Genomic DNA, 25,710 nt, shown 5'->3' with positions numbered 1-25,710 from the left:
ACAGCGGTGTTCATCGCACAGCTCAGCGACGTCCTTCGCGCAGCCAGCCAAGCAGGATAAATCCCGACATCAACAGCAGGACCAGCCAAGCAGGCAATAGAGTTGTCTGACGAATGTTGCGGGTTTCATAAGCATTGCGCGGCGTCAGGCCGATCCAGCCGCGACCGGCAGCAGGCCGGCCCAGGCGAACGGACCTGAGGCGAGGGCGGGGGGTGTCCTCGAGCGCCACCGCGCCGCCGCGGTGCAAGGAAACTGCAGGTGCCATCATAGAAGATGTCGCAATAGTTTCTTCGAATTCGCGTGGGGCCGCGGGGCCGAGACCGATGACGGCGGATTGTCCGTCTTGATCCAGGCGATACAGACCGATCATTGAGCCTTCATAGGGGGCTTCGAAACGCCCCGGAGCCGTGGGAGCTAGGTCCAGAGTTTCAATTTCACCGTCTGGCCGGGTGATCTGCACCGGGCCCACCTTGTCGTCCAGAGTTCTTCGGATGATCCTCATGCGGTGGCCGGTCGCTTCAGCCCACAAGGCGTCTTCCTCCAACTCGGGTTCCTTCATCATCCAATGCGCCAGACGCCGCAAGAGATCGAGCTGTGGCCCGCCGCCCTGATAGCCCCGTGTCCAGAGCCAGGCATGGTCCGACGCCAACAGCGCCACTCGCCCTTCACCGACGCGATCCAGAACCAACAGTGGCAGATCGTCGACCCCGGTCATAACGACATGTCCGACGGGTTCGTCAACTTCGATGTGACGCAACCACGGCCCCCAATCTTCGGATACGCCCAGGTCGGCGGTCACCGGATGGCGTTTGCCCAAATCGGTAACCTGTGGCGTATAGCGCTGTTCAATCACCCGCGCGGTTGGACGGGCCGGTACAACCGGTGCCAACGGAGAGCGATAGATGCTGTCTGCGGTGGCAAAATCTGGCCCGGCCGCCACCAATACTGCGCCACCCGCTTCGACATATTCTGCAACATTGCCCAGATAGATTGCGGGAAGGATCCCCCGGCGTTTGTATCTATCAAAGATGATCAGATCAAAATCGTCGATCTTTTCGAGGAACAGCTCGCGGGTCGGAAACGCGATCAAAGACAGCTCGTCCACGGGCACACCGTCCTGTTTTTCCGGTGGGCGCAAGATGGTGAAATGCACCAAGTCGACCGAGCTGTCGGATTTCAGCAAGTTGCGCCAGGTCCGACCGCCTGCATGGGGCTCGCCCGATACCAGCAGCACCCGCAGCCTGTCCCGCACGCCGTTGATCTGCACCAGGGCGGTGTTATTGCGATCCGTCAGCTCTGTTTCGGTGGGCAGCACCGTAAACTGCAATACGTTGCGCCCGCCGTGCGGCAGCGTGACGGGCAGTTCGACGTCTTGCCCGATTGGCATGTCGAGGATCTGCGGCGGACCGCCGTCCATGGACATCTGTAATTTTGCCACAGGGGCGGGATTTGGGGTATTGCCCTGATCTTCAATACGCAAGGTCAGGGAAAACGCTTCGTCAATAATGGCAAAGCCGGGGGCATTTCGTACCACAAGGCGGCGATCCCAGTCCGTGGCGCGACCGCTTTGCAACAAGTGAAGTGGGGCGGGCAGGTCCGGCATCTGGGCCATGTCGTGAACCCGCCCATCCGACAGGACAACCACCCCTGCGATGCGGCCCCTAGGTTCCTGGGCCAGGGTTTCGGCCAAGGTGGTCATCAAAGTGGTTCCCGCGTCATCAGCGCTGTCCTTTACCACAACGCGCCGCAGCTGGGTCCGAGCGCGGGCCTCGATGTCGGCGGCCAGCGCATCCGCGGCTGTTTGGGTCTGTTGGGCGCGATCTGACAGTGTCTGCGAGGCACTCTGGTCTTCTACCATGACGACAATATCATCCAGCAGAGCACGATCTTCGGTCTGATAAACTGGCCCAGCCAACGCGGCCAGCAGCACACCCGCCCCCAGCGCCCGAAGCGCCCAGCCGGTCAATCCGCGCCAGGCGGCCAATGCAACGGCAGCCGCGGACAGGAGCCCCAGAGCGATCAAAACTGGCCAGGGCAACAATGGGGCAAACAGGATCGTTCCGTATGTCATTGGCCCAACCTGTCCAACAGAGCAGGGACATGAACCTGATCCGATTTATAGTTGCCAGTCAGCACGTGCATGACCAGATTGACGCCGAACCGAAAGGCCAGTTCGCGCTGCTGTTCGCCGGCATAGCCGCGCCCGACCGGCAAAAGCGCGCGCCCGTCATTGGCAACCGCCCAGGCCGCAGCCCAATCATTCCCGCCGATCACCACCGGTGTTACTCCGTCGTTGAGATTGCGAAATGGCATGCCTTCGACCTGTTCCGCATCAGGGGGGGCGGCTTCGACCCAGACATCCAATCCGTTGTATCGCCCCGGAAAATCCTGAAGCAGATAAAAGGTTCGGGTCAGTACGTGATCGCTGGGCAGGGGTTCCAGCGGTGGAATATCCAGCGGGCGCGCCAGTTGTTGAAGCTTGCGTCCGTTTGGGCTGGAGGCACCAAAGCGGGCGACATTGGCGTCGCGCGTGTCAAAGACGATCATCCCGCCAGCGCGCAGATACGTATTGAGACGGGCATAGGTTTCATCCGAAGGTGTGGTCTGATCCGGGGTGACCGGCCAATAGAGCAGCGGATAAAAGGACAGTTCGTCCTTTTCCAGGTCCACACCTACAGGGGTGGCCGGTTCGATGGATGTGCGAAAGAACAGGGTATCCGACAACCCCATCAACCCAGCCTGCGCAACCCGGTCCACGTCGCGATTGCCGGTCAGGACATGGGCCAGGATCAACTCGCTTGCAGCGGCAGTGTCCGTGAGATCCGTTTGGGCTTTTGCTTGTGTTGGGGGGAACGCCAGAGGAAGTATCAAGGGCAGGATCAGTGCCACCCGTGCCAGCGCCAGTTTGCCCGACAGCGCCAGGGCTGCAACGACATCCAAAGCCAATAAAACCAGCGCCGCAGCTAGAACCGGACCGCCCAAGGGCCGTTCGCTAGACTGTGTGGTGCCTTCGATCACGGTATCGGCTGGCCATTGCGCCTGAGTCAGTTGGCTGTCCGACGACATCACATTGCGCGCCAGTTTGCGTTTGTTGGTTTCATAGAGACCGGGGTGAATATCAGGTCCCAAAGAATTGCTGACCAGATCAGGACCCGCTACGCCGGGCCGCGCGCTGGCATCGCGCAATTGTCCAAAACCGTTCAGAATCTGCGATGGTGTCCAGGTGGTTCCGTCCAGATCCTCGGCTGTTGGCTGTTGGTTGGAATTGGATACGGCCAAACGTTCCAACATGTCTACAAACAGTCCAGAAATGGGCAGGTTTGACCATTCTGCATTGGCGGTGACATGAAACAGAACAATTTGCCCCTGTCCCGATATCTTGCGTGTTACCAGCGGAGTCCCGTCGCTGAGTTCGGCCAGAACCCGGTCAGCCAGCGACGGATCAGGCTGTGCGACCACCTGCGAGGAAACCGACACTTCGGCCGGGACGGTAAGGCCGAAAAAGGGTGACTCTGGCGCAAATGGAGCCAGCGTTTTGGGCTCGCCCCAGCTCATCGAACCACCGACGCTGCGACCGCCGCTGCGCAGGCGCACGGGTAACAGCGGGTCTTCCTCCTGTCGGGACACTTCTGAGGCGGCCAGCCGGGGTCCGGCAAAGCGCAGGAGCGTGCCGCCTGTGTTGATCCAGTCGATCAAGAGCGAAGCTTCGGTCGGCGAAACCCGCGCGACATCGGCCAACACGATGACATCGGGATTGGCCGGGATCAGTTCGGCTATGGTGCCATCCAACAGATCCGTCGTGGGGATCAGCGCCTGACGCAGATAGTGCAAAGGCGACAATAGCTCCAAACCTTCCCGTTGTTCGCGCCCGGCAATCAATGCGACTTCACGGCGGCGCAAATTGTCGTCGGTCAGAGCAACGGCACCCGCGCTGCGACGGTTCTGAAGTTCGAACCGAGTGATCCGGGCGCGCAACTCCGGTGGCAACGACAAAGTGGCTGTGGCCAGGGTTTCGCCTGCGGCGAAGTTTACCGTTGCAGATGCCAACAGCCGCGCCGTTCCATTCGGATCCGTTCCCTGCGCCAGAACAGACGTGCTGTAAGCAGATCCCGGAGTGGCCCGCAGAGCTGTTAGCGAAACCTGACCGTCGACAAATTGGGCAGGACGCAAGGCCATCACCGGTGTGCCGGTTTGCAAGACCCGCAGATTGCCCTTGGCACGCACAATTTCGATCAGATCCTGACGTCCTGAGTACGCCAGCCCATCGCTGACCCAAAAGGTATCAAAGCTGTCTTCGATATTCTCCAGATGGGTTCGAATTTGAGTGATTTGATCCGCATCGGGTTGCCAGGCGGCAGGGAACAGTCCCGGCAGGCGTGAACGCCAAACATTGGCAGACAGAAACTCGGCCGCATTGGGTGCTGTGGTTTGTAGAATGGCGACCGGTCGGTTGGCGCGACCGGCATCAGTCATCAGTGTTTCCAGCCGTTCGATTTGTGTGTCCCATCCGTCGGCTCCGGCCCAGGTTGCGTCCATCAAAACCAGCAATGGTCCGCTGCCCTGGTCGCGGCTCGCAGGGTTCAGGATCGGCCCAGCCAGACCGATGATTGCCAAAGCGATTGCTGCCATGCGCAGCAACAGCAACCACCACGGGGTGCGGTCCGATACTGATTCATCGTCTTGCAACCCAACCAGCATGGTAACAGCTGGAAACGCCCGCCGGATCGGGGCGGGTGGGGTCGCACGCAACAGCAGCCACAGAATAGGAAGCGCCAAGAGCGCAAGCAGCAACCAGGGTGATGTGAACCCGAGGCCGGCAATGGTGGTCATCGCGTGCTCCCTCCCAGGGCCTGATGCAGCCATAGCAATGCGGTTTGGGCGGTATCGCCGGTATGATGTCTGCCCAACCGCCATCCCGTGGCACGGCACAATTGCTCCAGCGCATCGCGGCGCTGCTCCAGCCGGTCCAGGTACCGATCACGCAGACCCGCCGCCATCAGGGTCTCATGCTGAACAGAGCCTGCGATGCTTTGAAAGACTGTGCGCCCTTGATACGGGAAGCTCTCTTCGTCAGGATCCAGAACCTGCAACAGGACGCCGTGGACCCCGCGGTCTGCCGCCTTGGTCAACGCCAATTGGATTTCACCAAAATCACCCAGAAAATCTGACAGGAACACGGCGCGCGCATGCGGAATCATTGCGCGATGTTCAGGAGAGGCATAGTCCGTGTCTTCGGCGGTGGCGAAATGTTCGGCCAGTCGCAGGATTTGGGCATTGCCCCGGCGCGGCGGCAAAGTGGTGCCGGTCAGCCCCACGCGTTCTCCATTGCGGATCAGAATGATGGCTGTGGCCAACGCCAACAGTCTTGCACGGTCCATCTTGTCCGGCAGGTTCCCGGATGATGAAAACCGCATCGAGGCTCCCTGATCGACCCACAGCATTACCGACTGGGCGATCTGCCATTCGCGTTCGCGTACATATTGAACATCGCCTCGTGCTGATCTGCGATGGTCGATCAAACGGCGGCTATCGCCGGGCTGCGCCGGGCGATATTGCCAGAAATCATCCCCCAATCCTGCACGTCGACGCCCATGTTCGCCCAATAAAACCGATCCGGCCAACCGTTCGGCCCGCGCCAAAAGGGGTGGCAGTCGGCTGGCTTCGGATTCGGCGCGCTGACGCAGGGATGGCGCGGATTGGGTCACGCCGCGACCTCGGTCCGGGACAGGCTGGCGGCGGTGGTTTCGATCAGATCGGCCAAGCTGTCGCCGCGGGCGCGGGCGGCAAAGTTCAATGCCATCCGATGGCTCAGCACCGGGCGGGCCATGTCGATGACGTCTTCGGCGTTGGGGGCCAGGCGCCCTTGCAACAACGCACGGGCGCGCACCGTCAGCATCAATGCCTGTGCGGCGCGTGGGCCGGGGCCCCAGGCCACGGTCTCAGCGACACGGTCTGATACGCCCGGCTCGTCCGGGCGGAATGCGCGTACCAGATCCAGGATCAGGTCCACGACGGACTCTCCTACTGGCATCCGGCGCAGCAGAGTTTGGGCTGCCAGCAATTCCTGCGAGGTGAAAACTGCGCTGGCCTCGGCCTCGGTCACACCGGTTGTGGCCAGGAGGATGTCGCGTTCGGTATCGCGGTCGGGGTAATCGACGTCGATTTGCACCAGAAACCGGTCCAGCTGGGCTTCGGGCAGGGGGTAGGTGCCTTCCTGTTCGATCGGGTTTTGGGTTGCCAGCACGTGAAACGGCATTCCCAGGGGGCGATCCTGCCCGGCAACAGTAACTGTGCGCTCCTGCATGGCCTGCAACAGTGCCGATTGCGTTCGGGGGCTGGCGCGGTTGATTTCATCGGCCATCAGCAGTTGGCAGAACACAGGTCCGGGGACAAACCGGAAGGACCGGCTGCCGTCAGTGCCTGTATCCAGCACTTCGGACCCAAGAATATCGGCAGGCATCAGGTCGGGAGTGAACTGAATCCGGTTGCCGTCCAGGCCCATCACTGTCGACAGGGTTTCAACCAACCGTGTCTTGCCCAGCCCCGGCAAACCGATCAACAACGCGTGCCCACCGCACAACAAAGAGGCCAGTGTCAGGTCTACCACCCGCTCCTGTCCAATGAACCGCTTGGTGATGCTGGACTTGGCTTCGGCCAGTTTCGCTTCAAGCGTTTCGATTTCTTCAACAAGATTGTCGGGTTGGGACATGACTTTTCCTCGGCAGGAGATATATGCTGTAACTCTAACTCGCTCAGACGAAATGGCAAAAACAATGAGTGGACAAAAAGCTGTTACTCCCTCCGCAGATGGCATAGCGGCGTCAATAAAGGCGTCCAAGGGCCGCGGACTTCCGCCGGTGCATCTGTGGAACCCACCGTTTTGCGGAGATCTGGACATGCGGATCGCCCGGGATGGGACGTGGTTCTATCTGGGCACCCCAATAGGACGGTTTGAGCTGGTCAAACTGTTTTCGTCGATTCTCAAGCTGGAAGATGGCAAATACTTTCTGGTTACCCCGGTTGAAAAGGTGGGAATCACAGTTGATGACGCCCCATTTGTGGCGGTTGATTTTGAACCCGAGGGGCACGGAACCGCGCAGGTTCTGACCTTTTCCACCCATGTGGGCGACACTGCCGTGGCGGGACCGGACCATCAAATTCGGGTTGTTCGTGATCCGGAGACCGGGGAACCATCGCCCTATGTGCACATACGGGATGGGCTGGAGGCGCTGATTGATCGCAAGAGTTTTTACCGTCTTGTCGATCTGGGCGCGCATCACGACGGGTGGTTCGGGGTTTGGTCGTCGGGCCAGTTCTTTGCGATCATCCCGTCAGAGGAACTTGGCTGATTTTTGATCTTTCTGGTATTGGTGCTGTCCCGTTCTGTCTCTGGGGCCCTACGGAGTGTGTGAAATGACTTCGGTCTCGGGCGGGGCTTGGCGTCGTTTTTTCTGCGCGATCAAAACACCGATCCCGACCAGAGCGGCTCCATAGGCCTGGGGCCAATACCAGCCAGCACCCAAGCCAACCATGATCAGCATGACAAAGAAAGGCGTTAGGTTCATGTGGAAGCAGGCCAGGGCCACGCCCAGCTTGCCCACTGATGCAATCCACAGCACCTGACTGATGGCCATCGCGATGACGGTATAGATCAACAACAGTTGGATTTGTTCCCAACTGATTGGTTCGCTCGGCAACACCAGCGATCCACTGAGAAAAGTGCCGGCTGCCATAATCCACAAGGCGACTGCACCTCCGGTGAATGTCAGGGTAGATCGCCCAATGGGACCCAGCATCGGCAGGTCGCGATTGACCGCCATACTGGCCCAAGTCCACAAAAATACTGCCCCAACCGCATAGGCGGCACCCAGTCCCAATTGCCCGGAGGGCAGGCCATTTGTGGCGATGAACCCTCCGGCGACGGTCGCGCCCAGACCAATCATGAACCGAATCGATATACGTCGGGTGCCCGCGCGTACTTCCAGCAGAGCACCCGCCACCGGGGCTGTGGCCGATATCAGGGCAACGGTTACCGGATCGGTCAGATCCTGTGCGACCAACATCATATGCGCGCCGACCCCGAATCCAATCCCGCCTGTGATCAACCCCTTGATGATCTGTTTCGAGCTCAACAGGGGCAATCCTTCGATGATCATCCAGACCGGGATCATCAAAGCGATGGCCAGCGTCATCCGCACGGTGATCAGAAACAACGGCGACCAATCTTGCAGCAACAACTCGGCGACAGGAAACCCGATCGCCCAAGTCATCATGGACAGACCCGCCATCAGGTTTCCCGCAACGGCTGTTCGCGAAAGAGAGGGAGCTAGATTAGGCTGTGCGGATCTGTTTGACTGCAAATTCATGCTGAACTTCTGCGTTTGGGGCAATTCGTGTAGCGAAGAGAAGATTCGCACCAGTGTCTGAAGGGAAACCGACATTTGGTCGTTTTCAGTCTCTTGGCTGAATGGGGCAGGTCAGGGTATGTCAAAAGCTAGAGTCAGCAGGATTGAAAGACATGCCACGATTTGCAGCCAATATTTCCCTGTTGTTTGCCGAGCTTCCGTATCTCGACCGATTTTCAGCTGCCGCTGATGCAGGCTTTGATGCCGTCGAAATCCTGTTTCCGTATGAAATCGCGGCCAAGGACACATTGCGGGCCTTGTTGGCCAACGGTCTCGAACTTGTTCTGATCAATGCACCACCGCCCAACTATACCGGTGGTGCGCCCGGATTTGCAGCAGTTCCTGGTGGCGAGGCCCGGTTCCAAAGCGATATGCGCCGGGTGATGCGCTATGCAGATATGCTGAACCCCGGACTAATTCACATCATGGCCGGCTATCAGTCAGGCGCTGCCGCGCAGCAGGTGTTCGAGAAAAACCTGCGCTGGGTTACCGAGACATATCCACGCCAACAATTCACGATCGAACCGCTGAATGAACACGATCAGCCCGGCTATTTTTTGAACGACTATGCGCTGGCCGCCGATGTGTTGGATGCTGTGGACCGTCCCAATGTGGGCTTGCAATATGATGCCTACCATGCCGAGGTCATACACGGCGATGCAGCCGGAATTTGGGACCGGTTTGCACCTGTGGTTCGGCATGTGCAAATTGGCGCCGCACCGGACAGATCTGAACCCGGGCGCGGTCCGGTGGATTTCCTGACCTTGTTTGCCGCCATTGATGCCAGTGGATATTCAGGCTGGGTCAGTGCGGAATATACCCCCAGCACCAGAACAACCCAAGAGTCCCTGGGCTGGATGCGAGGATTGGCTTGAATTATTATTCCAAAAATTGCATATGATTGAAAAACCACACAGGAGCCGGAAATGATCCCTGCGCGTTATTCTCAATTGGTGTTCAGCCTGATTCTGTCGGGATTGATGTCCTTTATCGTTACTGGTGTGGCGACATTCACGAACATGGGATTCGGAGCGCAGTTGTTTTCCAGCTGGATGGGGGCTTGGTCGGTGAGTTGGCCAATCGCTTTTCTCGTGGCGTTTCTGGCCGCGCCGCATGTGCGCAAGCTTGTGTCCAAACTGGTGCAGCAACCCCAGCAACAGCCCCGCCAGGGGTGAGCCTGTTTCGCAAACCACGCCGGGCAACTGCAGCGTGTGCTTGCACACGCTGCCTGGCCCAACGGGGGGTGACGCATCTTTGATGCGGCTCCCGCGGGCGGGAGCACTCCCGTTTTGGCACCAGATCAGTGACCCTGTGTGTCATGTAACCCTCTAATGGGCTTCAGACCAATTGGCTCCCTGGCCAGCATCAACGCTCAATTTGATTTCCAGATGTACAGCCGGATCCGCCGCGGTTTCCATGACGTGACGCGCTACGGCAATGGTTTCCTCGACATCTGCCTCGGGGACTTCAAACAGCAGTTCATCGTGAACCTGCAGCAACATCCGTGCGGGCAGGTGGGCAATAGCGTCGGGCATCCGGATCATTGCGCGGCGGATGACATCTGCGGCCGTGCCCTGGATCGGCGCGTTGATCGCCGCGCGTTTGGCGAAACCGGCCTTGGGGCCTTTGGCACCGATTTCGGGCGTGTGGATCTTGCGTCCGAACAAAGTCTGCACATACCCGTGCTCCTTGGCGAAATCGACGGTGCTGTCCATATATTTTCGGATCCCGGGGAATCGTTCAAAATAGCGGTCAATAAAGCCTTGGGCATCCTTGCGCGGGATACGAAGGTTGCGCGCCAGTCCGAATCCGGAAATTCCGTAGATGACGCCAAAGTTGATTGCCTTGGCTTGACGTCGGATATCCGACGTCATCTCGTCCAGCGGAACGTCGAACATTTCGGATGCGGTCATGGCGTGAATGTCCAAACCATCAGCAAACGCCTGTTTCAGCGCATCAATCCCGGCGACATGGGCCAGGATCCGCAGTTCAATCTGGGAATAGTCGAGCGACAGAAGCACATTTCCTGGTTCGGCGATAAAGGCCTCTCGGATGCGGCGCCCTTCCTCGGAACGCACCGGGATGTTTTGCAGGTTCGGATCCGTCGACGCCAATCGCCCCGTTGATGCACCGGCGATGGAATAGGAGGTGTGCACCCGGCCGGTGTCCGGGTTGATATGGTCCTGTAGGGCATCCGTATAGGTCGACTTCAGTTTGGACAGCTGACGCCAGTCCAACACCCGGCCAGGCAGTTCATGCTCTGTTGCCAAATCTTCCAGAATATCCGCACCCGTCGCATAGGCACCGGTCTTGCCCTTTTTGCCACCCTCGATTCCCATTTTGTCGAACAGGATCTCGCCCAACTGCTTGGGGCTGCCGACATTGAAGCTCTCACCGGCCAGTTCGTGAATTTCGGCTTCCAGGGCGGCCATCTTTTGGGCAAAGGCATTGGACATCCTGCTCAGGGTGTCCCGGTCAACCTTGATGCCGTCCATTTCCATCTTGGCCAGAACTGGGATCAGCGGCCGTTCCAGGGTTTCATAGACGGTGGTGACCTGCCGTTGGTGCAGCTGTGGTTTGAACGTCTGCCACAGGCGCAGCGTGATATCCGCGTCCTCGGCGGCATAGGCGATGGCATCGTCAATTGGCACGCGGTCGAAGGTGATCGCGGATTTTCCGGTGCCCAGAAGCGGTTTGATTGGGATTGGAGTGTGATCCAGATAGCGATCCGAAAGCGTATCCATTCCGTGGTTGTGTTCACCGCCGTGCAGCGCATAGGACATCAACATGGTATCGTCGATCGGTGCCACGGTGATACCCTGGCGGGCAAAGATCTTGGCGTCGTATTTCATGTTCTGCCCGATCTTGATCACTGACGGATCTTCGAGCAGCGGTTTCAGCATATCCAGCGCCGTCTTTAGCGGCATCTGCCCCTCGGCCAATTCATCCGATCCAAACAAGTCGTCCGAGGCTCCGGCCTTGTGGGTCAACGGGATGTAACAGGCCTGTCCGGCTTCGACACACAGGGAAACGCCAACCAGATCGACAACCATTTCGTCCAAACCGGTGGTTTCGGTATCCACGGCGACCCAGCCGCGTTCTATTGCCTGATCTATCCACCCCTGCAACGCAGCTGCATCCCGCACACAGGTGTATGTCTCGGGGTTAAAGGGTACGGATTCGGGCATCGACGCCTCGCCGCTGCCTTCCAGGAGTTTCTCTGGGATGTCCGGAGTTTCCACACCCATTCGCTCGGCCAGACGTTTGGAAAGCGTGCGGAACTCCATTTCGGAGAGGAATGTCAGCAGGGCTTCGGGGTCGGGATCCTGAACTTCCAACTCCTCGAGCGAGAAGTCGAGCGTCATCTCGCAGTCCAGCTGAACCAGCTGTTTGGACAACTCGATCTGATCGCGATTGTCGATCAATGTCTGTCGCCGCTTGGGCTGCTTGATTTCTGTTGCGCGGTTCAGCAGATCTTCGAGCGAACCATATTCGTTGATCAACAACGCGGCGGTCTTGATACCGATTCCCGGTGCACCTGGCACATTGTCAACACTGTCCCCGGCCAGCGCCTGAACGTCCACCACGCGTTCCGGACCGACACCGAATTTCTCCAGCACCCCGTCGCGGTCAATGCGCTTGTTCTTCATCGCGTCCAGCATTTCAACGCCGCCGCCAACCAGCTGCATCAGGTCCTTGTCAGAACTGATGATGGTCACCCGACCGCCAGCCTCGCGCGCGCGACAGGCCAATGTGGCGATAATGTCGTCGGCCTCGAATCCTTCGACCTCCTTGCAGGCGATATTAAAGGCACGGGTGGCGTCGCGGGTCAGCGGAAACTGTGGCACCAGATCTTCGGGGGCAGGCGGACGGTTGGCCTTGTAGAGATCATACATCTCATTGCGGAAACTCTTGCCCGAATGATCAAAGATCACCGCCGCATGGGTGGGTGCGTCGGGACCGTTGTTATCCTCGACATAGCGTTGCAGCATATTGCAGAACCCCGATACGGCACCAACAGGCAGCCCGTCGGATTTACGGGTTAGCGGCGGCAACGCGTGATAGGCGCGAAAGATAAAGGCCGATCCATCAATCAGATGCAGATGGCAACCCTTGCCGAATTCGGTCTTGCTCATGACGCGGTGCCCCGTAATGTGAATGCATGTTTGATTTACGCATTTTATCCGCCATCCCGCCTCTGACCGCAATCGCCCTTATGGCCAGTCCGGCGCTGTCGGCACCAAAAGTTGACCTCGACTGTGACCAGACCTTTGATGGAGCCGAGCTCTGTTCGCCTTTGGTTGCCTGTTTGGGACAGACAGGGATCTATTTCACCGGGCGCGCCATGGGGTGGAACTCCGGGGTCTTTGCAGGGGATACCAACGCTGGTTTTACATGCTTTGGGCAGTGGCGACTTAATGGGTTTTTGGGTTTGGGCGAGGCAACAATCGAATGCGACAATGCGCTAACCGGGATTGTGTATTTCACCTCGCATGACCCTGAAACCGGAACCGCCAGCGGTTTGGGCAGGCTCAGCAATGGGGAAACGATTCACATGTGGTCAGGACACAATATTCGCCAGTTCCTAAGAAATGAATCAGAGGAGGTTAACCCACGTTTGCTGTGCAATGATGTCGAGGTTCCGATCAGCTGAGTTGGTGACGTGGGCAAACAGGTCCTGTTCGGCTCAAAATTGGTCGTCAATGCCTGACCGGTTGCATCGTTGATGTGCTAGCGACGAATGTCGTCGACCTACAGGCAATGCCACCTGAAACAGGGTATACAGGATTCAAACGGGGTGCGGCTCTCTGCCGCCTCCGAACCGGCAACTGCCAGAGCGGTCGGCGACAGCAGTTTTCACGTTCGCTTTAGTTGGCCGTGGTGTCCTGATGTGCCTTGTGCACATATTTGCAATCGCAATAGGGGCATTCGACCCAACCGTCGCCCTCGGGGATTTGCAGATAGACACGGGGGTGTCCCAACGCGCCTTCGCCACCGTCGCAGGCGACGCGATAGCTTTCGACGATCTTGGTTTCCGGCGCATGGGTGGTCATCGCTGGCAGTCCTTCTGATAATACGTTAGGCGCTTTTATGAGGCAGGACAAAACCGGGAGCAAGAGCCGCGATGACACAGGACGCAATCCACCTCCAGGCGCTGCGCAAAACCTACATCGGAAAACGTGGCCAGCCCGAAAAACACGCGCTCAAAGGCGTGGACCTGCATGTGCCACGGGGATCGGTCTTTGGCCTGTTGGGACCGAATGGAGCAGGCAAATCGACGCTGATCAACATCCTGGCCGGTCTGGTGCTGAAAACGTCGGGCAAGGTGACAATCTGGGGATTTGACCAGGACGCCAATCCACGCCAGTCCCGCGCTGCCATCGGGGTGATGCCTCAGGAATTGAACCTGGATCCCTTTTTCTCCCCCCGCGGTGCGCTCGAGGTTCAGGCGGGCCTGTACGGCGTACCCAAAACCGAACGCCGCAGCGACGAGATCCTCGAGATGGTGGGGCTGAGCGACAAGGCCAACGCCTATGCCCGTACCCTGTCGGGCGGAATGCGCCGACGGCTTTTGCTGGGCAAGGCGCTGGTGCATCATCCGCATATCCTGGTGCTGGACGAACCCACTGCTGGCGTCGATATCGAATTGCGCCAGATGCTTTGGGAAAACATCCGCAAGCTGAATGATCAGGGCATGACCATCATCTTGACAACCCACTATCTCGAAGAAGCCGAAGAGATGTGCGACGAGATCGCGATCATCAACCAGGGATCTGTTGTGGCGCGCGATACCAAGAACAACCTGCTCGGACGTCTGGATGCCAAAACCATGGTGGTGCATCCGGACAGCCCGGTGACGGTTTTGCCGCAGGCACCGGGAATCGAAGCAGAATTGCGCAGCGATGGTGCCCTCTTGCTGCGCTACCAAAGCCGTGTCACCCGCGCCGAACAGGTTCTGGCGGCGATTCATGGCGCGGGGATCACCATACGAGATGTCAAAACCGAAGAAGCGGACCTACAGGATGTTTTTCTGGCTCTGACCGCCTCGACTTGATTCACATAGTCGACTGGCTGGGTGCCACTGCTGCTTCTTTCTGGTCCTAAATACCTCCGCCGGAGGCGCCCGTCGGATCCATTCGCGGGGTGAGCTGGTTGATGTTGTCACGGTCTACCCGCGCCTGGTAACAATTGTTGCGCGACGATCTGATGTGCACGTAGGACACGTCGCTGCGGGCCAACAGCTGGTCCGAATATGCCATAATTCGGTGGGCTGCCACCACTGCTCCGGTGCCATAGATAATGCGGTCCGTGGCATCGTAGCCTTTGACCAGATAATCAGGGGACGACCGGAGGATCTCGGGGATGGCGTCCTCCTCAAACCTGTCGCAGGCCTTGGCACACAAAAAGATTGGGCCGCTCTCTGCGTAGGGGTGGAGAGTGGGAAAGGGGCGGTGCGACAGGATCAACATGGGATCCCCGTCAGGGACATGAGCCAGACAGTGGCGGCATGGGTTGCCTGGTCCTGTTGAGATGGCCTGTTCCGGAGCTTGCCCATTGGCGTCGGTGCCTCCGGCCTGCAGAGCGCGGACAATGTGGGTGGGCATGGCGGTAATTCTGGGCATGAGGTCTTCTCCTTGTTTCCCTCAGCATCGCGAGCGTAGGGCCCGTACGCGACCCGAAACCTGCGCAAACGCCATGTAATCTCCAGCAAGGACTCGCGATTAGAACAAAAGGGGAATATCTTGCTGCCTATCATGTTTGTCGAATTCGCGAATCTCTCCAACTTCACCTTCCTTACCGGGGCGTCGCACCCCGAAGAATACGTCCAGCGCGCGTTGTTCCTGGGGCTTCCGGCGCTGGCAATTGCGGATGAAAATTCGGTCGGGGGGATTGTGCGCGCTCATCTTGAGGCACGCGATATTGCCCGCCGGGTGCAGGAGCGTCAGGCGTGGGATTGTGACAACTCTCCGATTGGCCCCCCGCGACCGGATGATTGCCCCATCTCGGTGTCGTTCCCGATCTATGATGTGCCCCGTTTGATCCCGGCCGCGCGGCTGGTGTTCACCGATGCCCCCTGTGTGATTGCCTTGCCGCAGAACCGGCGGGGTTGGAGCAATCTGTGTCGACTGCTGTCGGTTGGGCGGTTGCGGACGGACAAGGGCAGTTGTGATCTCCAGCTGTCCGACCTGATGGATTTTTCGGAGGGCCTCCACGTGCTGGTCTGGCCACAGGCGGATTCGGGGCCGGGCGGCGCGGGCGGATGGGAGCCACAGGTGCAACAGCTGACGCGCCGCTTTAGCGGGCGGATGCATTTGCTGATGACACCTGTCTATGATGGCAATGATACACCCCGGTTTGCCCGTCTCACGGAACAGGCCGTAACGCTTGGCATCCCGACCCTGGCCAGCGCCGCGCCGCGCATGCATCACGGCGGGCGTCGACGACTGGTCGATGTGCTCAGCGCCATCCGTTTGCGATGCAAGGTCGAAGCCCTGGGTCGGGCCGCACTGGCCAATGGCGAACAGCGGATGCGATCCCGGGCGGAAATGACCCGTATCTTTGCCGGGTTCAAAGAGGCGGTGGACCGGGCCGGTGCATTGGCGGACAGCCTGACGTTTTCGCTGGACGAGCTGCGTTATGACTACCCGTCCGAGACCGAGGACGGTGTTTCTCCGACACGGCACCTGCGTCGCTTGGCCGAAAAAGGGCTCAGGTGGCGCTATCCGGATGGGGCATCGGACAAGGTGCGCGCAATGCTGGAGCACGAGCTGACCTTGATCGGCAAGCTACGTTACGAACCTTATTTTCTAACCGTGCATGACATCGTGCAGTTTGCCCGAAGCCGGGACATCCTGTGTCAGGGGCGCGGGTCGGCGGCCAATTCGGTGGTGTGCTATTGTCTCGGTGTGACCTCGGTCAGCCCGGAAATGGGCACCATGGTGTTTGAACGCTTTGTGTCCGAGGCGCGCGATGAGCCGCCGGATATTGATGTGGATTTCGAACATGAACGCCGCGAAGAGGTGATCCAGCACATCTATGAACGCTATGGCCGTGAACGGGCGGGGCTGTGCGCCACGGTGATCCACTATCGCGGCAAACGCGCCATTCGCGAGGTCGGCCGCGCCATGGGGCTGACCGAAGATACGATTTCGGCGATCAGCTCGCAGCTATGGGGGTTCTTCAGTGCCGATGGTGTCGAGGCGCAGCGTATGCGCGAGATCGGCCTGGACCCGACCGACCGCCGCCTGTGCCAGACCATGGATCTGGTGCGCCAGATCATCGGCTTTCCCCGACATCTGTCCCAGCATGTGGGGGGCTTCATCATCACAGATGGGCGGCTGGACGAACTGGTGCCCATTGAAAACGCCACAATGGAGGGACGCACGGTAATCTGCTGGGACAAGGACGACATCGACGCGCTGGGCATTCTCAAGGTCGATGTCCTGTCCCTGGGCATGTTGACCTGCATCCGCAAGGCGTTTGATCTGATCGAGCAGCATCACCGACAGCGCCACTCGCTGGCCACGCTGCCGCAGGAAGATCTGCGGGTCTATGACATGCTGTGCGAGGCCGACAGCATCGGGGTGTTCCAAGTGGAATCCCGGGCCCAGATGAACTTTCTGCCCCGTATGCGACCGCGCAATTTCTATGATCTGGTGATCGAAGTGGCGATCATCCGTCCCGGCCCTATTCAGGGTGATATGGTGCATCCCTATATCAGGCGCCGCAATGGTGAGGAGGAGGTGTCCTTTCCCTCGGACGCATTGGGGCAGGTCCTGGGGAAAACGCTTGGGGTGCCCCTGTTTCAGGAGCAGGCGATGCAGATTGCCATGGTGGGGGCCGGGTTCACGCCGGAGCAGGCGGACCGGTTGCGCCGGTCACTGGCGACCTTCAAGAAACACGGCAGTGTCAGCGAATTCCGCGCGCTGTTTTTGCGCGGAATGAAACGTAACGGCTATGATGATGATTTCGCCGAGCGGTGTTTCTCCCAGATCGAGGGGTTTGGGTCGTATGGCTTTCCCGAAAGCCACGCGGCGTCATTTGCGCTGTTGGTGTATGCCAGCGCCTGGATCAAATGCCATTATCCGGGGATCTTTGCCTGTGCGCTGCTGAACTCGCAACCGATGGGATTCTATGCCCCGGCCCAGATCGTGCGGGATGCGCGCGAACATGGGGTCGTGGTGCGTCCGATTTGCGTCAATGCCAGCTTTTGGGACAATGTGATGGAGCCGGATGGGCGCGGTGGTTTGGCGCTGCGGTTGGGGTTTCGCCAGATCAAGGGATTGGCCGAAGAGGATGCTGCCTGGCTCACCGCGGCGCGCGGCAATGGCTATCATGAACTCGAAGATGTCTGGCGCAAGGCCGGCTTGGGGCCGAAAATCCTGGAGCGACTGGCCGAAGCGGACGCTTTTGCCAGCCTGAACATGACCCGGCGCGAGGCCCTGTGGGCGGCCAAGGCGATTGCCTCGGCCAAGCCATTGCCGCTGTTTGCCCAAACTCTGGAAGGCGAGGCCATCGACGAACCTGCCGCCCACCTGCCGCGCATGACATTGGGGGAACAGGTGGTCGAAGATTATGTCGCTACCCGGCTCAGCCTCAAGGCACACCCAATGGCCTTGCTCAGAGCGCGGTTGACACCTGGAATGAACAGGGCACCGCAGGGTGCCGCAACGGTACAAGAAGATCCTTGATCACAGACTTTGTCTGGGTTGAACTTGGTGCGTTTTGTTCTCTTGGGGGCGCAGGACAATGACCCCACCACCGACAAGCGAACACAGGAACGAAGCGTTTCCAGCATGCGTTGGCAGCAGCAGACGCAGGTGAGGACGGAACCAGTTCTGATCCTTCGGCCCCGTCAGAGGCCCACGACAACTAATTTGCAAAGGCAGGGCACCTTGCTGCATTTGGAGCAGCCGTCTTTGGTGTAACTTCCGGGAAATGTGGGAATTGATCGCTTTTTGATGACAAGTCGCCACTGGTTGCGCTAAAGGCGGTTCACCCTTGTGCAGGCAAAAGATAGAAGGCTGCAAATTCGATTGCCCGGAGAGTTTGAATGCCCACGCCCAAGCCCGTTGTCCTGTGTATCCTTGATGGTTGGGGATTGTCCGAGGATACGGCGGCCAACGCCCCTTATCTGGCGCAGACCCCCACATTCGACAGCCTGATGCGGAACAGCCCGAATGCGACGCTGATCACCTATGGGCCGGACGTGGGGCTTCCCAGTGGGCAGATGGGCAATTCAGAGGTCGGCCACACCAATATCGGTGCTGGTCGTGTGGTGGCAATGGATCTGGGTCAGATCGACCTGGCGATTGAAGATGGGACGTTTTTCGAGAACGCAGCGCTGGGCGCATTCATCGCCAAGATGCGCGACACCGGGGGCACCGCGCATCTGATGGGGATGGTATCGGATGGCGGAGTGCATGGCCATATGAGCCATATACTGGCGGCAATCCGGGCCATAGCGGGTGCAGGTGTTCCGGTGGTGCTGCACGCGATTACCGACGGGCGTGATGTTGCTCCAAAATCGGCCTACGGCTACTTTCGCACACTCGAAGGGCAACTGCCCGAAGGGGCATGCATCGGCACCGTGACGGGACGCTATTTCGCAATGGATCGCGACAACCGGTGGGAGCGAGTCGGCGAAGCCTATGAGGCGATGATCAACGGTCAGGGCAAATCCGCCGAGAATGCGCATGCTGCGATCACCCAGGCCTATAACCGGTCTGAAACCGATGAATTCATCAGCGCCACGGTGATTGGTGACTATGCCGGGGTGCAGGATGATGATGGCGTGTTCTGCCTGAATTTCCGCGCCGATCGTGCGCGCGAGATCCTGGCCGCCATTGGCCAGCCCGGTTTCAGCGGCTTTGATACCGGCAAGCGGCCACATTTGGCCGGGTTCTTGGGGATGGTCGAATATTCGGATCAGCATAACACGTATATGACGACGGTTTTTCCATCACGCGAGATCGTCAATACGTTGGGTGAATGGGTGGCCAAACAGGGGCTGCGCCAGTTCCGGCTGGCTGAAACCGAAAAATATCCCCATGTGACGTTCTTTCTGAATGGCGGTGAGGAAGATCCGGCAGAGGGCGAAGACCGCTTCATGCCAAAATCGCCCAAAGTGGCGACCTATGATCTGCAGCCTGAAATGTCCTCCTGCGAAGTGACGGACAAATTCGTCGAAGCGATCGAGGAAGGTTATGATCTGATTGTCACCAATTATGCGAACCCCGATATGGTCGGTCATACCGGCGATCTCAAAGCCGCGATCCAGGCCTGCGAAGCCGTGGATCAGGGGCTGGAGCGGGTGATCGCTGCGTTGGAACAGGTCGGCGGGGCGATGATTGTCACCGCAGATCACGGCAATTGTGAAACCATGGTGGACCCGGTGACCGGAGGGCCCCATACTGCGCACACATTGAACCCGGTACCCGTGGTTCTGGTGGGGGGACCCGAAGGTGCCAAGCTGCGTCACGGACGATTGGCCGATCTGGCACCAACCCTGCTGGAATTGATGGATCTGCCGATGCCGAATGAAATGACGGGGAAGAGTCTGATCGCATGATGTTGCGCGCTGCCTTATTGGGTCTGGTCCTGGCTGGACCCGCTTTGGCGCAGGACAATCCGGCGACAGCCGCGCGTAATGCGTCGGCCCAACTCGAAGAGGCGACGCTGCAATTGCAGGGGGCGCAAACCGCGCGGGATCGGGTCAAGGCGCTGACAGAAACCGTGCGGGCATTCGAGGCCGGTCTGGGGGCCATGCGCGATGGGCTGCGCCGGGCCGCGCGGCGCGAAGGAGAGTTGACTCAGGCGCTCAAGGCCCGCGAGGGCGAAGTGGCCGAGTTGCTGGGGGTATTGCAGACCATTGAGACTTCGGCACCGCCAGTTCTGATGCTGCACCCCTCGGGACCGCTGGGGTCGGCCCGGTCCGCCATGATCCTGGCCGAGGTCACGCCGGGGTTGAATGCACGCGCGCGGGTGCTGCGCAATGACTTGCAAGAAGTGCAGACCCTGCGCCTGCTTCAGCAGAATGCTGCGCAAACACTGGAAACCGGTTTGGCTGGTGTGCAACAGGCCCGCTCGGATCTGTCCAAGGCCATTGCCGACCGCACCGACCTGCCGCGACGGTTCACCCACGATCCGGTGCGCACGGCGATTCTGATTTCGTCAACCGAAACATTGGACGGATTCGCCAGCGGCCTTTCAGAGATTTCCGACGGAGAGATCGCCGAAAGCAATGCCAGCGTTATGTCGCAAAAGGGCAGTTTGCCCTTGCCCGTCCAAGGCGTGGTTTTGCGCAGGTTCGGTCAGGCCGACGCCGCCGGGGTCAAACGGGATGGCGTCGTGGTTGCCGCACGCCCGCGGGCGCTGGTCAGCAGCCCTACGGCTGCAACCATCCGATATCGCGGCCCTTTGCTGGATCTTGGCAATGTAATGATTCTGGAACCTCAGTCCGATACGCTATTTGTTCTTTCAGGATTGTCCGAGGTCTATGGCGAACCCGGTCAGGTTATTCCGGCGGGGACACCGATTGGCCTGATGGGCGGACAAATTCCGGAAATCGGCGCAATTCTGTCACTAAGCGGTGAAGCCTCTGGTACTGACCGCTCAGAAACGCTCTATATAGAGGTCAGAGAGGGCAATCGCCCTGTGGACCCGGAAACGTGGTTCCGTACCAAAAACAATGGATAGGCGAGTATGAAGAAATTCGTGATGGCTGCTTTGGGCGGCACGCTGGCAGGGGTGATTGCCTCGACACAGGTGGCAGGCCCATTGCTGGCGCAAGAGAATGCGCGCAATTCCACCGTATATGAACAACTGGATCTGTTTGGCGACATCTTTGAACGGATCCGCGTTCAATATGTCGAAGAAGTCGACGAATCCGAGCTGATCGAAGCAGCCATTGGCGGCATGCTGGCATCGCTCGACCCGCATTCCAGCTATTTGTCGCCTGATGACGCCGCACAGATGCGGGTGCAAACGCGTGGCGAGTTCGGTGGTCTGGGGATCGAAGTCACCCAGGAAGAAGGTTTTGTCAAAGTGGTGTCACCGATTGATGGCACCCCAGCAGATGAAGCCGGGATAGAAGCCGGCGACTTTATCACCCATGTGGACAGCGAAAGCGTTCTGGGCCTGTCTCTGGACGAAGCTGTGGACCTGATGCGCGGGCCGGTTGGGTCGGAAATCGTGATCACCGTGGTGCGCGAAGGGGAAGACGAACCCTTTGATGTGTCGATCATCCGCGACACGATCAAGCTGACCGCTGTGCGGGCCAGGACAGAAGGCAAGACAGCAGTTGTACGTGTGACCACCTTTAACGATCAGACCTATCCCAACCTGCAAAGCGGGCTGGAAGAACAGATCGAAGAGGCCGGGGGCATTGAAAACCTGAACGGCATTGTTCTGGATCTGCGCAACAACCCCGGCGGCCTGCTGACCCAGGCAATCAAGGTGTCCGATGGTTTCCTGAACAGCGGCGAAATCGTTTCGACCCGGGGTCGCAACCCCGAAGATGGTGAACGGTTCAATGCGACCGATGGCGATTTGGCCCAGGGACTGCCAATGGTGGTTCTGATCAACGGTGGGTCGGCTTCGGCTTCGGAAATCGTTGCTGGTGCCTTGCAGGATCACCGCCGGGCTATCGTGGTCGGTACCAAAAGCTTTGGCAAAGGATCGGTCCAGACAGTCATGCCGCTGCGTGGCGATGGTGCCATGCGTCTGACCACAGCGCGCTATTACACCCCATCGGGCCGCTCGATCCAGGCATTGGGTGTCAGCCCGGACATCGTGGTCGAACAGCCGCGCCGCGCCGACACCACCGAGGAGGGAGAGGACGCAACGTCGAAGCGCCGTACCCGGTCCGAGGCGGATCTGCGGGGACGTCTGAACAATGATAGCCTCAGCGAAGATGAAATCCGTCAGATCGAAGAGGATCGGGCCAAGGCCGAAGCCGCCGCCAAGCTGCGCGAGGACGATTACCAGCTTGCCTATGCGATCGACATCCTCAAGGGCCTGTCTGCGTTGGGCCCCAAAGAGTAATTTACACCTGAGTGTTTGAATTGGGGCCATGCATATTCATATGCGTGGCCCTTTTTCATGTACGCCTGAAGCGAAAATTTAACAGTGCTGCCCGATTTTCGACGCCAAGAGGAAATGGCTTGGGGTATGAGGGGGCATGTTGTTTGACCTGCCTGATCCCCAAACCCTGTATTCAGCTCTGGTTGCCCGTGATCCCGCGTATGACGGGGTGGCGTATGTATGCGTGACCAGTACCGGAATTTTCTGTCGCCTCAGTTGTCCGGCCCGACATCCCAAACCTGAAAACTGCCGGTTCTATGCAACGCCTTCCGAATGTATCGAATCCGGGTTTCGCCCGTGCAAACGCTGTCACCCCCTGGCCCCGATGGCGCAGAAAGACCCCATTGTGGCCCGGTTGCTGGACGCATTGGACAAGAGCCCGGCGTACCGGTGGAGCGAACAGGACATTGTTCGGCTGGGATTGGATCTCTCGACTGTGCGCCGGGTGTTCAAGCGTCACTTTGGCATGACGTTTCTGGACATGGCGCGACACCGCCGCCTGCGCGAAGGGTTCACGACGTTGGGAGAAGGGGGGCGGGTGGTCGACGCCCAGGTGACGGCCGGGTTTGAATCTCCCAGCGCTTTTCGGGCGGCGTTTGCGCGTCTGCTGGGGCGGGCACCGTCGGCCTTCAGCACCACCGCACTGCTTAAGGCGGACTGGATCGAGACTCCTTTGGGGGCGATGATCGGCGTCAGTTGCACCCACAGGCTGCACCTTTTGGAATTTATTGACCGCAAAGCTTTGCCGCGTGAGCTGAGCAAACTGGAAAAGGCTGTGCCTGGTGGAGTCGGTTTGGGACGATTGGGTCCCACTGATCAGATTGCGTCAGAGCTGGCCTCCTACTTCAGCGGAAACGCTGCACGTTTTGCGACACCGGTGCAGTTGCACGGCACGGCGTTCGAACGCGAAGTCTGGCGGGCCCTGATGCAGATTCCGGCCGGTGAGACCCGCAGCTATTCGCAACTGGCCCATGACATCGGCCGCCCCACCGCGACACGTGCCGTGGCGCGGGCCAATGGGGTCAATCAACTGGCCATCATCGTGCCCTGTCACCGTGTGTTGGGTGCAGACGGGGCATTGACCGGCTATGGCGGCGGGGTATGGCGCAAACAGCGTATGATCGAAATCGAGTCCGGCTTTGCTGTTGCGCGACGGTCGTGACCGGGAACTTACATGGTTTCCAGGCAATGACGGCGGAACGCGCGTTTCAGCATGTCCAATTCGGCGCGCAGAAGCGATATTTCGGCCAACAGATCATCCGCCGCCGGATCGCCACCGATCAGGTTGAAAGTGCCCAGCTTGGTATCGGTATCTGTGTCAAAGATCAGAAAGGTCTGAACCCCATCGGCGATTGCCTCGGAGGGGATCGTGATCGTCAGTTTCCAGGTTTTGCCAGTTTCCCCGTCTTCCAGCGTTACCGTTTCCACAGGACGGTCCAGGCAGGTTACCCGAACGCTTGGCTTGACGCCGGTGTCCTGGGTCCCTTCCAGGCGACCTTCCCATTTCCCGTTGCGAAAGCGGATTTTGGTCAGTGTCAGGTCAGTCATTTCAAAATCCTCAGATAGCGGCGCGGCGGTGGCGGGCAAAGGTCAAGTCACGCAGGACCACCTGGTTCATATCGGGAGCTTCAAAGATCAGGTCCAACCATATCTTGTCGATTCTCTTTTCATTCAGCCGGGAATAGGCGAGGTCGAATTCGACCATAACGTCCTTTTCGTTCAGCGGCAGTTCGCGCACCAACTGTTCGGTATTGGGACCATGTTTGATGTTCAACCGGGCAAAGATTTCCAATGGTTTTTCGGTCTCGATGATCGTGTCGATGCGAAACAGATGCGCGCGGGTCATACCGCGTGTGGCATCGTCCGGGACATCAATCACCAATGACAGAAACGATCCATCGAATTTGAAAACATCCATCCGCAGCCCGTAGGCCGCCAGGTCTTCTTCGCGGGTGTTGCGCAGCTGGCGCAGGGTCAGCTCCGAGAATTCGCAATCGTGAAATAGGGTGACTTCGCCGCCGAGGCTGGATTTGGTCGGTGCCGACGACAAACCCGGTGTCGGCAGTGGTCCGCGCCACAACTCAGGGCGCCATGACCAATCGGTGCCATGTGGTTTCGAGAAATACGAGGTGCCGATCATCGGAAGCGCCAGCCGCCCTTCGGCAACATGTAGCAACCGATCCAGCTGTGTCCGAAGTGCCCGGGCATGGTTGCGCTGCGTCCGGAGCATAGCCAGGTCAGTCACATTGGAATTCTTCGCAGCATTGCGCCATCGCTTCAGCGCGCGCTGATGAAACAACAGATCCAGAATCTTGCCCATATCATCCCCGAGTTATCCGCTGGCCCGCCATTCGGTGTGGTCGAAGCAAACAGTTTTATACAGTGACTAAGTGACCAAAGGCTTTCAGTCAAACAACGCGATGATCTTTCCGCCCGTTGCGGCGCGATTGCCAGCGGAATGTGGCCGCAGCAAAGGGCGCAGGCTGGAGGCCTTTTTTGAGCCCCGCAATGCAGGCGGAACCGGCTGTGTCGGAAGTTGGCTGGAGGCGCGGGTCTCGCGGGTCAATTCGGTCAACAGGCGGGCTCCGCGTGATGCCTGGGTCGAGCTGCCTTCGGGAGCATAAAGCGCCAGTGCCACCAAATGTCCATTCACCGAAAAGGCCGCGCGCCAATGTTGCGGGCTGGCTCCATCAATGCCGGGTTCGGCGCTGCGCAATCGGATCATCGGTGGATCGCTGTCCGGTCGACGGTCCAGGATATCTTCGGTGGTGGCCAGTCGCTCCAGATCAGCAAGCGTGGGTTGACTGGCGTCCGGCCGTCGCCCGACCATGACCGAAATCAGAGCGGGTTCGCGGGAGGCAAAAAAGCCGTTGGCACCCACCATATCGCAGCGTGCAATCAAGACAAAGTCGTCTTCGCTGGAAAACCGGATGGTATCCGGGGCAATGCAATACCCTCGTGGTGCCGAGATGACGACGCGTCCTTTGGCCAGGCTGGCTTGGCGCAATTCACTATTGGATACTGATCCGGAAGGGGGGCGGTCCGAGACAAAGGAACGTTTGGCCGGAGCCGAACACGCGGCAAGTGTGGCGATGAACGCAAGCCAACACAAAGTTTTGATGACGGAACCGGTATTCAAACCCTGTGCCTTTGCTATGGAACGTGGAACCAGACCAGAAGGCCATTCGGGATAAATCAACCTCCAAAGACTTAACCGTGG

Annotated in this window: 21 protein-coding genes; 10 read left to right on the top strand and 11 right to left on the bottom strand. The window is 59.1% G+C overall.

The features are described from left to right. Window positions 1-22: 22 nt before the first annotated feature. From QEZ52_RS19550 to QEZ52_RS19535, 4 genes are read right to left on the bottom strand one after another with little or no spacing between them, the layout of a single operon-like run. Window positions 23-2,071 carry a hypothetical protein gene (locus tag QEZ52_RS19550; protein ID WP_406646339.1) on the bottom strand — a complete coding sequence of 683 codons (2,049 nt, stop codon included), beginning with the start codon at window positions 2,069-2,071 and terminating at the stop codon, window positions 23-25. Beyond that, window positions 2,068-4,830: a DUF4159 domain-containing protein gene (locus QEZ52_RS19545; RefSeq protein ID WP_406646337.1), complete on the bottom strand. Its 2,763-nt coding sequence runs from the start codon at window positions 4,828-4,830 to the stop codon at window positions 2,068-2,070. Before QEZ52_RS19545 ends, QEZ52_RS19550 begins: the two co-directional genes overlap by 4 nt. Continuing rightward, window positions 4,827-5,705 (bottom strand): DUF58 domain-containing protein, encoded by an 879-nt coding sequence (locus tag QEZ52_RS19540; protein ID WP_406646335.1) that lies wholly within the window; start codon window positions 5,703-5,705, stop codon window positions 4,827-4,829. The genes QEZ52_RS19545 and QEZ52_RS19540 overlap by 4 nt, the downstream gene beginning before the upstream one ends. Then, on the bottom strand, window positions 5,702-6,709 hold the full coding sequence (locus QEZ52_RS19535; protein WP_406646333.1) for a MoxR family ATPase: 1,008 nt from the start codon (window positions 6,707-6,709) through the stop codon (window positions 5,702-5,704). The genes QEZ52_RS19540 and QEZ52_RS19535 overlap by 4 nt, the downstream gene beginning before the upstream one ends. Before the next feature lie 64 nt (window positions 6,710-6,773). On the opposite strand from QEZ52_RS19535, the gene QEZ52_RS19530 reads away from it, so the two are divergent. Then, window positions 6,774-7,349, top strand: coding sequence for a DUF1285 domain-containing protein (locus QEZ52_RS19530; protein WP_406646331.1), 576 nt, complete (start codon window positions 6,774-6,776; stop codon window positions 7,347-7,349). A gap of 48 nt (window positions 7,350-7,397) precedes the next feature. Here QEZ52_RS19530 and QEZ52_RS19525 read toward each other — a convergent pair whose 3' ends face one another. Then, a complete protein-coding gene (locus tag QEZ52_RS19525) occupies window positions 7,398-8,288 on the bottom strand; it encodes a DMT family transporter (RefSeq protein WP_406646329.1) in 891 nt (296 codons plus the stop codon). A gap of 230 nt (window positions 8,289-8,518) precedes the next feature. Here QEZ52_RS19525 and QEZ52_RS19520 point away from each other — a divergent pair, with 230 nt between their 5' ends. Together QEZ52_RS19520 and QEZ52_RS19515 are read left to right on the top strand one after the other, a co-directional pair. Then, window positions 8,519-9,280 carry a hydroxypyruvate isomerase family protein gene (locus QEZ52_RS19520; protein WP_406646327.1) on the top strand — a complete coding sequence of 254 codons (762 nt, stop codon included), beginning with the start codon at window positions 8,519-8,521 and terminating at the stop codon, window positions 9,278-9,280. 51 nt (window positions 9,281-9,331) lie between these two features. After that, the gene (locus QEZ52_RS19515; protein ID WP_406646325.1) at window positions 9,332-9,580 is read left to right on the top strand and encodes a DUF2798 domain-containing protein; all 249 of its coding nucleotides are present in this window, start codon (window positions 9,332-9,334) and stop codon (window positions 9,578-9,580) included. A 153-nt stretch (window positions 9,581-9,733) separates the two neighbouring features. On the opposite strand, the gene polA is transcribed toward QEZ52_RS19515, so the two are convergent. Then, window positions 9,734-12,541, bottom strand: a complete 2,808-nt coding sequence (gene polA / locus QEZ52_RS19510) for a DNA polymerase I (protein ID WP_406646323.1) — start codon at window positions 12,539-12,541, stop codon at window positions 9,734-9,736. 26 nt (window positions 12,542-12,567) lie between these two features. Between polA and QEZ52_RS19505 the strand changes: the two genes are divergently transcribed. After that, window positions 12,568-13,059 carry a hypothetical protein gene (locus QEZ52_RS19505; RefSeq protein ID WP_406646321.1) on the top strand — a complete coding sequence of 164 codons (492 nt, stop codon included), beginning with the start codon at window positions 12,568-12,570 and terminating at the stop codon, window positions 13,057-13,059. Window positions 13,060-13,273: 214 nt separating this feature from the next. Here QEZ52_RS19505 and QEZ52_RS19500 read toward each other — a convergent pair whose 3' ends face one another. Then, window positions 13,274-13,459: a zinc-finger domain-containing protein gene (locus QEZ52_RS19500; protein ID WP_406646319.1), complete on the bottom strand. Its 186-nt coding sequence runs from the start codon at window positions 13,457-13,459 to the stop codon at window positions 13,274-13,276. Between the two features lie 71 nt (window positions 13,460-13,530). Here QEZ52_RS19500 and QEZ52_RS19495 point away from each other — a divergent pair, with 71 nt between their 5' ends. Further along, complete coding sequence (locus QEZ52_RS19495; RefSeq protein WP_406646317.1) at window positions 13,531-14,460, top strand: ABC transporter ATP-binding protein; 930 nt, start codon at window positions 13,531-13,533, stop codon at window positions 14,458-14,460. A 46-nt stretch (window positions 14,461-14,506) separates the two neighbouring features. Here the strand turns inward: QEZ52_RS19495 and QEZ52_RS19490 are convergent, their stop codons facing one another. Further along, a complete protein-coding gene (locus QEZ52_RS19490; protein WP_406646315.1) occupies window positions 14,507-15,028 on the bottom strand; it encodes a DUF1203 domain-containing protein in 522 nt (173 codons plus the stop codon). A 132-nt stretch (window positions 15,029-15,160) separates the two neighbouring features. Here QEZ52_RS19490 and QEZ52_RS19485 point away from each other — a divergent pair, with 132 nt between their 5' ends. From QEZ52_RS19485 to QEZ52_RS19465, 5 genes are all read left to right on the top strand, one after another. Beyond that, the gene (locus QEZ52_RS19485) at window positions 15,161-18,097 is read left to right on the top strand and encodes an error-prone DNA polymerase (RefSeq protein WP_406650579.1); all 2,937 of its coding nucleotides are present in this window, start codon (window positions 15,161-15,163) and stop codon (window positions 18,095-18,097) included. A 362-nt stretch (window positions 18,098-18,459) separates the two neighbouring features. Further along, a complete protein-coding gene (gene gpmI / locus QEZ52_RS19480; RefSeq protein WP_406646313.1) occupies window positions 18,460-19,977 on the top strand; it encodes a 2,3-bisphosphoglycerate-independent phosphoglycerate mutase in 1,518 nt (505 codons plus the stop codon). Continuing rightward, a complete protein-coding gene (locus QEZ52_RS19475) occupies window positions 19,974-21,104 on the top strand; it encodes a murein hydrolase activator EnvC (protein ID WP_406646310.1) in 1,131 nt (376 codons plus the stop codon). The genes gpmI and QEZ52_RS19475 overlap by 4 nt, the downstream gene beginning before the upstream one ends. Window positions 21,105-21,110: 6 nt before the next feature. Beyond that, window positions 21,111-22,451 carry a S41 family peptidase gene (locus QEZ52_RS19470; RefSeq protein WP_406646308.1) on the top strand — a complete coding sequence of 447 codons (1,341 nt, stop codon included), beginning with the start codon at window positions 21,111-21,113 and terminating at the stop codon, window positions 22,449-22,451. Window positions 22,452-22,587: 136 nt separating this feature from the next. Further along, the gene (locus QEZ52_RS19465; protein WP_406646306.1) at window positions 22,588-23,652 is read left to right on the top strand and encodes a bifunctional transcriptional activator/DNA repair enzyme AdaA; all 1,065 of its coding nucleotides are present in this window, start codon (window positions 22,588-22,590) and stop codon (window positions 23,650-23,652) included. Window positions 23,653-23,660: 8 nt separating this feature from the next. On the opposite strand, the gene QEZ52_RS19460 is transcribed toward QEZ52_RS19465, so the two are convergent. From QEZ52_RS19460 to QEZ52_RS19450, 3 genes are all read right to left on the bottom strand, one after another. Continuing rightward, window positions 23,661-24,038: a hypothetical protein gene (locus QEZ52_RS19460; protein WP_406646304.1), complete on the bottom strand. Its 378-nt coding sequence runs from the start codon at window positions 24,036-24,038 to the stop codon at window positions 23,661-23,663. A gap of 10 nt (window positions 24,039-24,048) precedes the next feature. Then, window positions 24,049-24,810, bottom strand: coding sequence for a DUF6478 family protein (locus QEZ52_RS19455; protein WP_406646302.1), 762 nt, complete (start codon window positions 24,808-24,810; stop codon window positions 24,049-24,051). A gap of 84 nt (window positions 24,811-24,894) precedes the next feature. After that, entirely contained in the window at window positions 24,895-25,629 is a 735-nt protein-coding gene (locus tag QEZ52_RS19450) for a hypothetical protein (protein WP_406646299.1), read from the bottom strand. Between the last annotated feature and the right edge of the window lie 81 nt (window positions 25,630-25,710).

Origin of the sequence: Aliisedimentitalea scapharcae (genome assembly GCF_045277565.1) — a bacterium.
Classification (GTDB): Bacteria; Pseudomonadota; Alphaproteobacteria; order Rhodobacterales; family Rhodobacteraceae; genus Aliisedimentitalea; species Aliisedimentitalea scapharcae.
Note: the sequence above shows the minus strand (reverse complement) of the source record. Positions and strands in the feature narration are given on the sequence as shown.

Bases quoted from the DNA above. Each gene is read 5' to 3' on its own strand.
- QEZ52_RS19460 (WP_406646304.1), bottom strand. From the start codon at position 24,038: ATGACTGACCTGACACTGACCAAAATCCGCTTTCGCAACGGGAAATGG.
- QEZ52_RS19520 (WP_406646327.1), top strand. From the start codon at position 8,519: ATGCCACGATTTGCAGCCAATATTTCCCTGTTGTTTGCCGAGCTTCCG.
- QEZ52_RS19530 (WP_406646331.1), top strand. From the start codon at position 6,774: ATGAGTGGACAAAAAGCTGTTACTCCCTCCGCAGATGGCATAGCGGCG.
- QEZ52_RS19475 (WP_406646310.1), top strand. From the start codon at position 19,974: ATGATGTTGCGCGCTGCCTTATTGGGTCTGGTCCTGGCTGGACCCGCT.
- QEZ52_RS19535 (WP_406646333.1), bottom strand. From the start codon at position 6,709: ATGTCCCAACCCGACAATCTTGTTGAAGAAATCGAAACGCTTGAAGCG.
- QEZ52_RS19525 (WP_406646329.1), bottom strand. From the start codon at position 8,288: ATGGCGGGTCTGTCCATGATGACTTGGGCGATCGGGTTTCCTGTCGCC.
- QEZ52_RS19545 (WP_406646337.1), bottom strand. From the start codon at position 4,830: ATGACCACCATTGCCGGCCTCGGGTTCACATCACCCTGGTTGCTGCTT.
- gpmI (WP_406646313.1), top strand. From the start codon at position 18,460: ATGCCCACGCCCAAGCCCGTTGTCCTGTGTATCCTTGATGGTTGGGGA.
- QEZ52_RS19485 (WP_406650579.1), top strand. From the start codon at position 15,161: ATGTTTGTCGAATTCGCGAATCTCTCCAACTTCACCTTCCTTACCGGG.
- QEZ52_RS19490 (WP_406646315.1), bottom strand. From the start codon at position 15,028: ATGCCCAGAATTACCGCCATGCCCACCCACATTGTCCGCGCTCTGCAG.
- polA (WP_406646323.1), bottom strand. From the start codon at position 12,541: ATGAGCAAGACCGAATTCGGCAAGGGTTGCCATCTGCATCTGATTGAT.
- QEZ52_RS19465 (WP_406646306.1), top strand. From the start codon at position 22,588: ATGTTGTTTGACCTGCCTGATCCCCAAACCCTGTATTCAGCTCTGGTT.
- QEZ52_RS19515 (WP_406646325.1), top strand. From the start codon at position 9,332: ATGATCCCTGCGCGTTATTCTCAATTGGTGTTCAGCCTGATTCTGTCG.
- QEZ52_RS19500 (WP_406646319.1), bottom strand. From the start codon at position 13,459: ATGACCACCCATGCGCCGGAAACCAAGATCGTCGAAAGCTATCGCGTC.
- QEZ52_RS19550 (WP_406646339.1), bottom strand. From the start codon at position 2,071: ATGACATACGGAACGATCCTGTTTGCCCCATTGTTGCCCTGGCCAGTT.
- QEZ52_RS19470 (WP_406646308.1), top strand. From the start codon at position 21,111: ATGAAGAAATTCGTGATGGCTGCTTTGGGCGGCACGCTGGCAGGGGTG.
- QEZ52_RS19455 (WP_406646302.1), bottom strand. From the start codon at position 24,810: ATGGGCAAGATTCTGGATCTGTTGTTTCATCAGCGCGCGCTGAAGCGA.
- QEZ52_RS19495 (WP_406646317.1), top strand. From the start codon at position 13,531: ATGACACAGGACGCAATCCACCTCCAGGCGCTGCGCAAAACCTACATC.
- QEZ52_RS19505 (WP_406646321.1), top strand. From the start codon at position 12,568: ATGTTTGATTTACGCATTTTATCCGCCATCCCGCCTCTGACCGCAATC.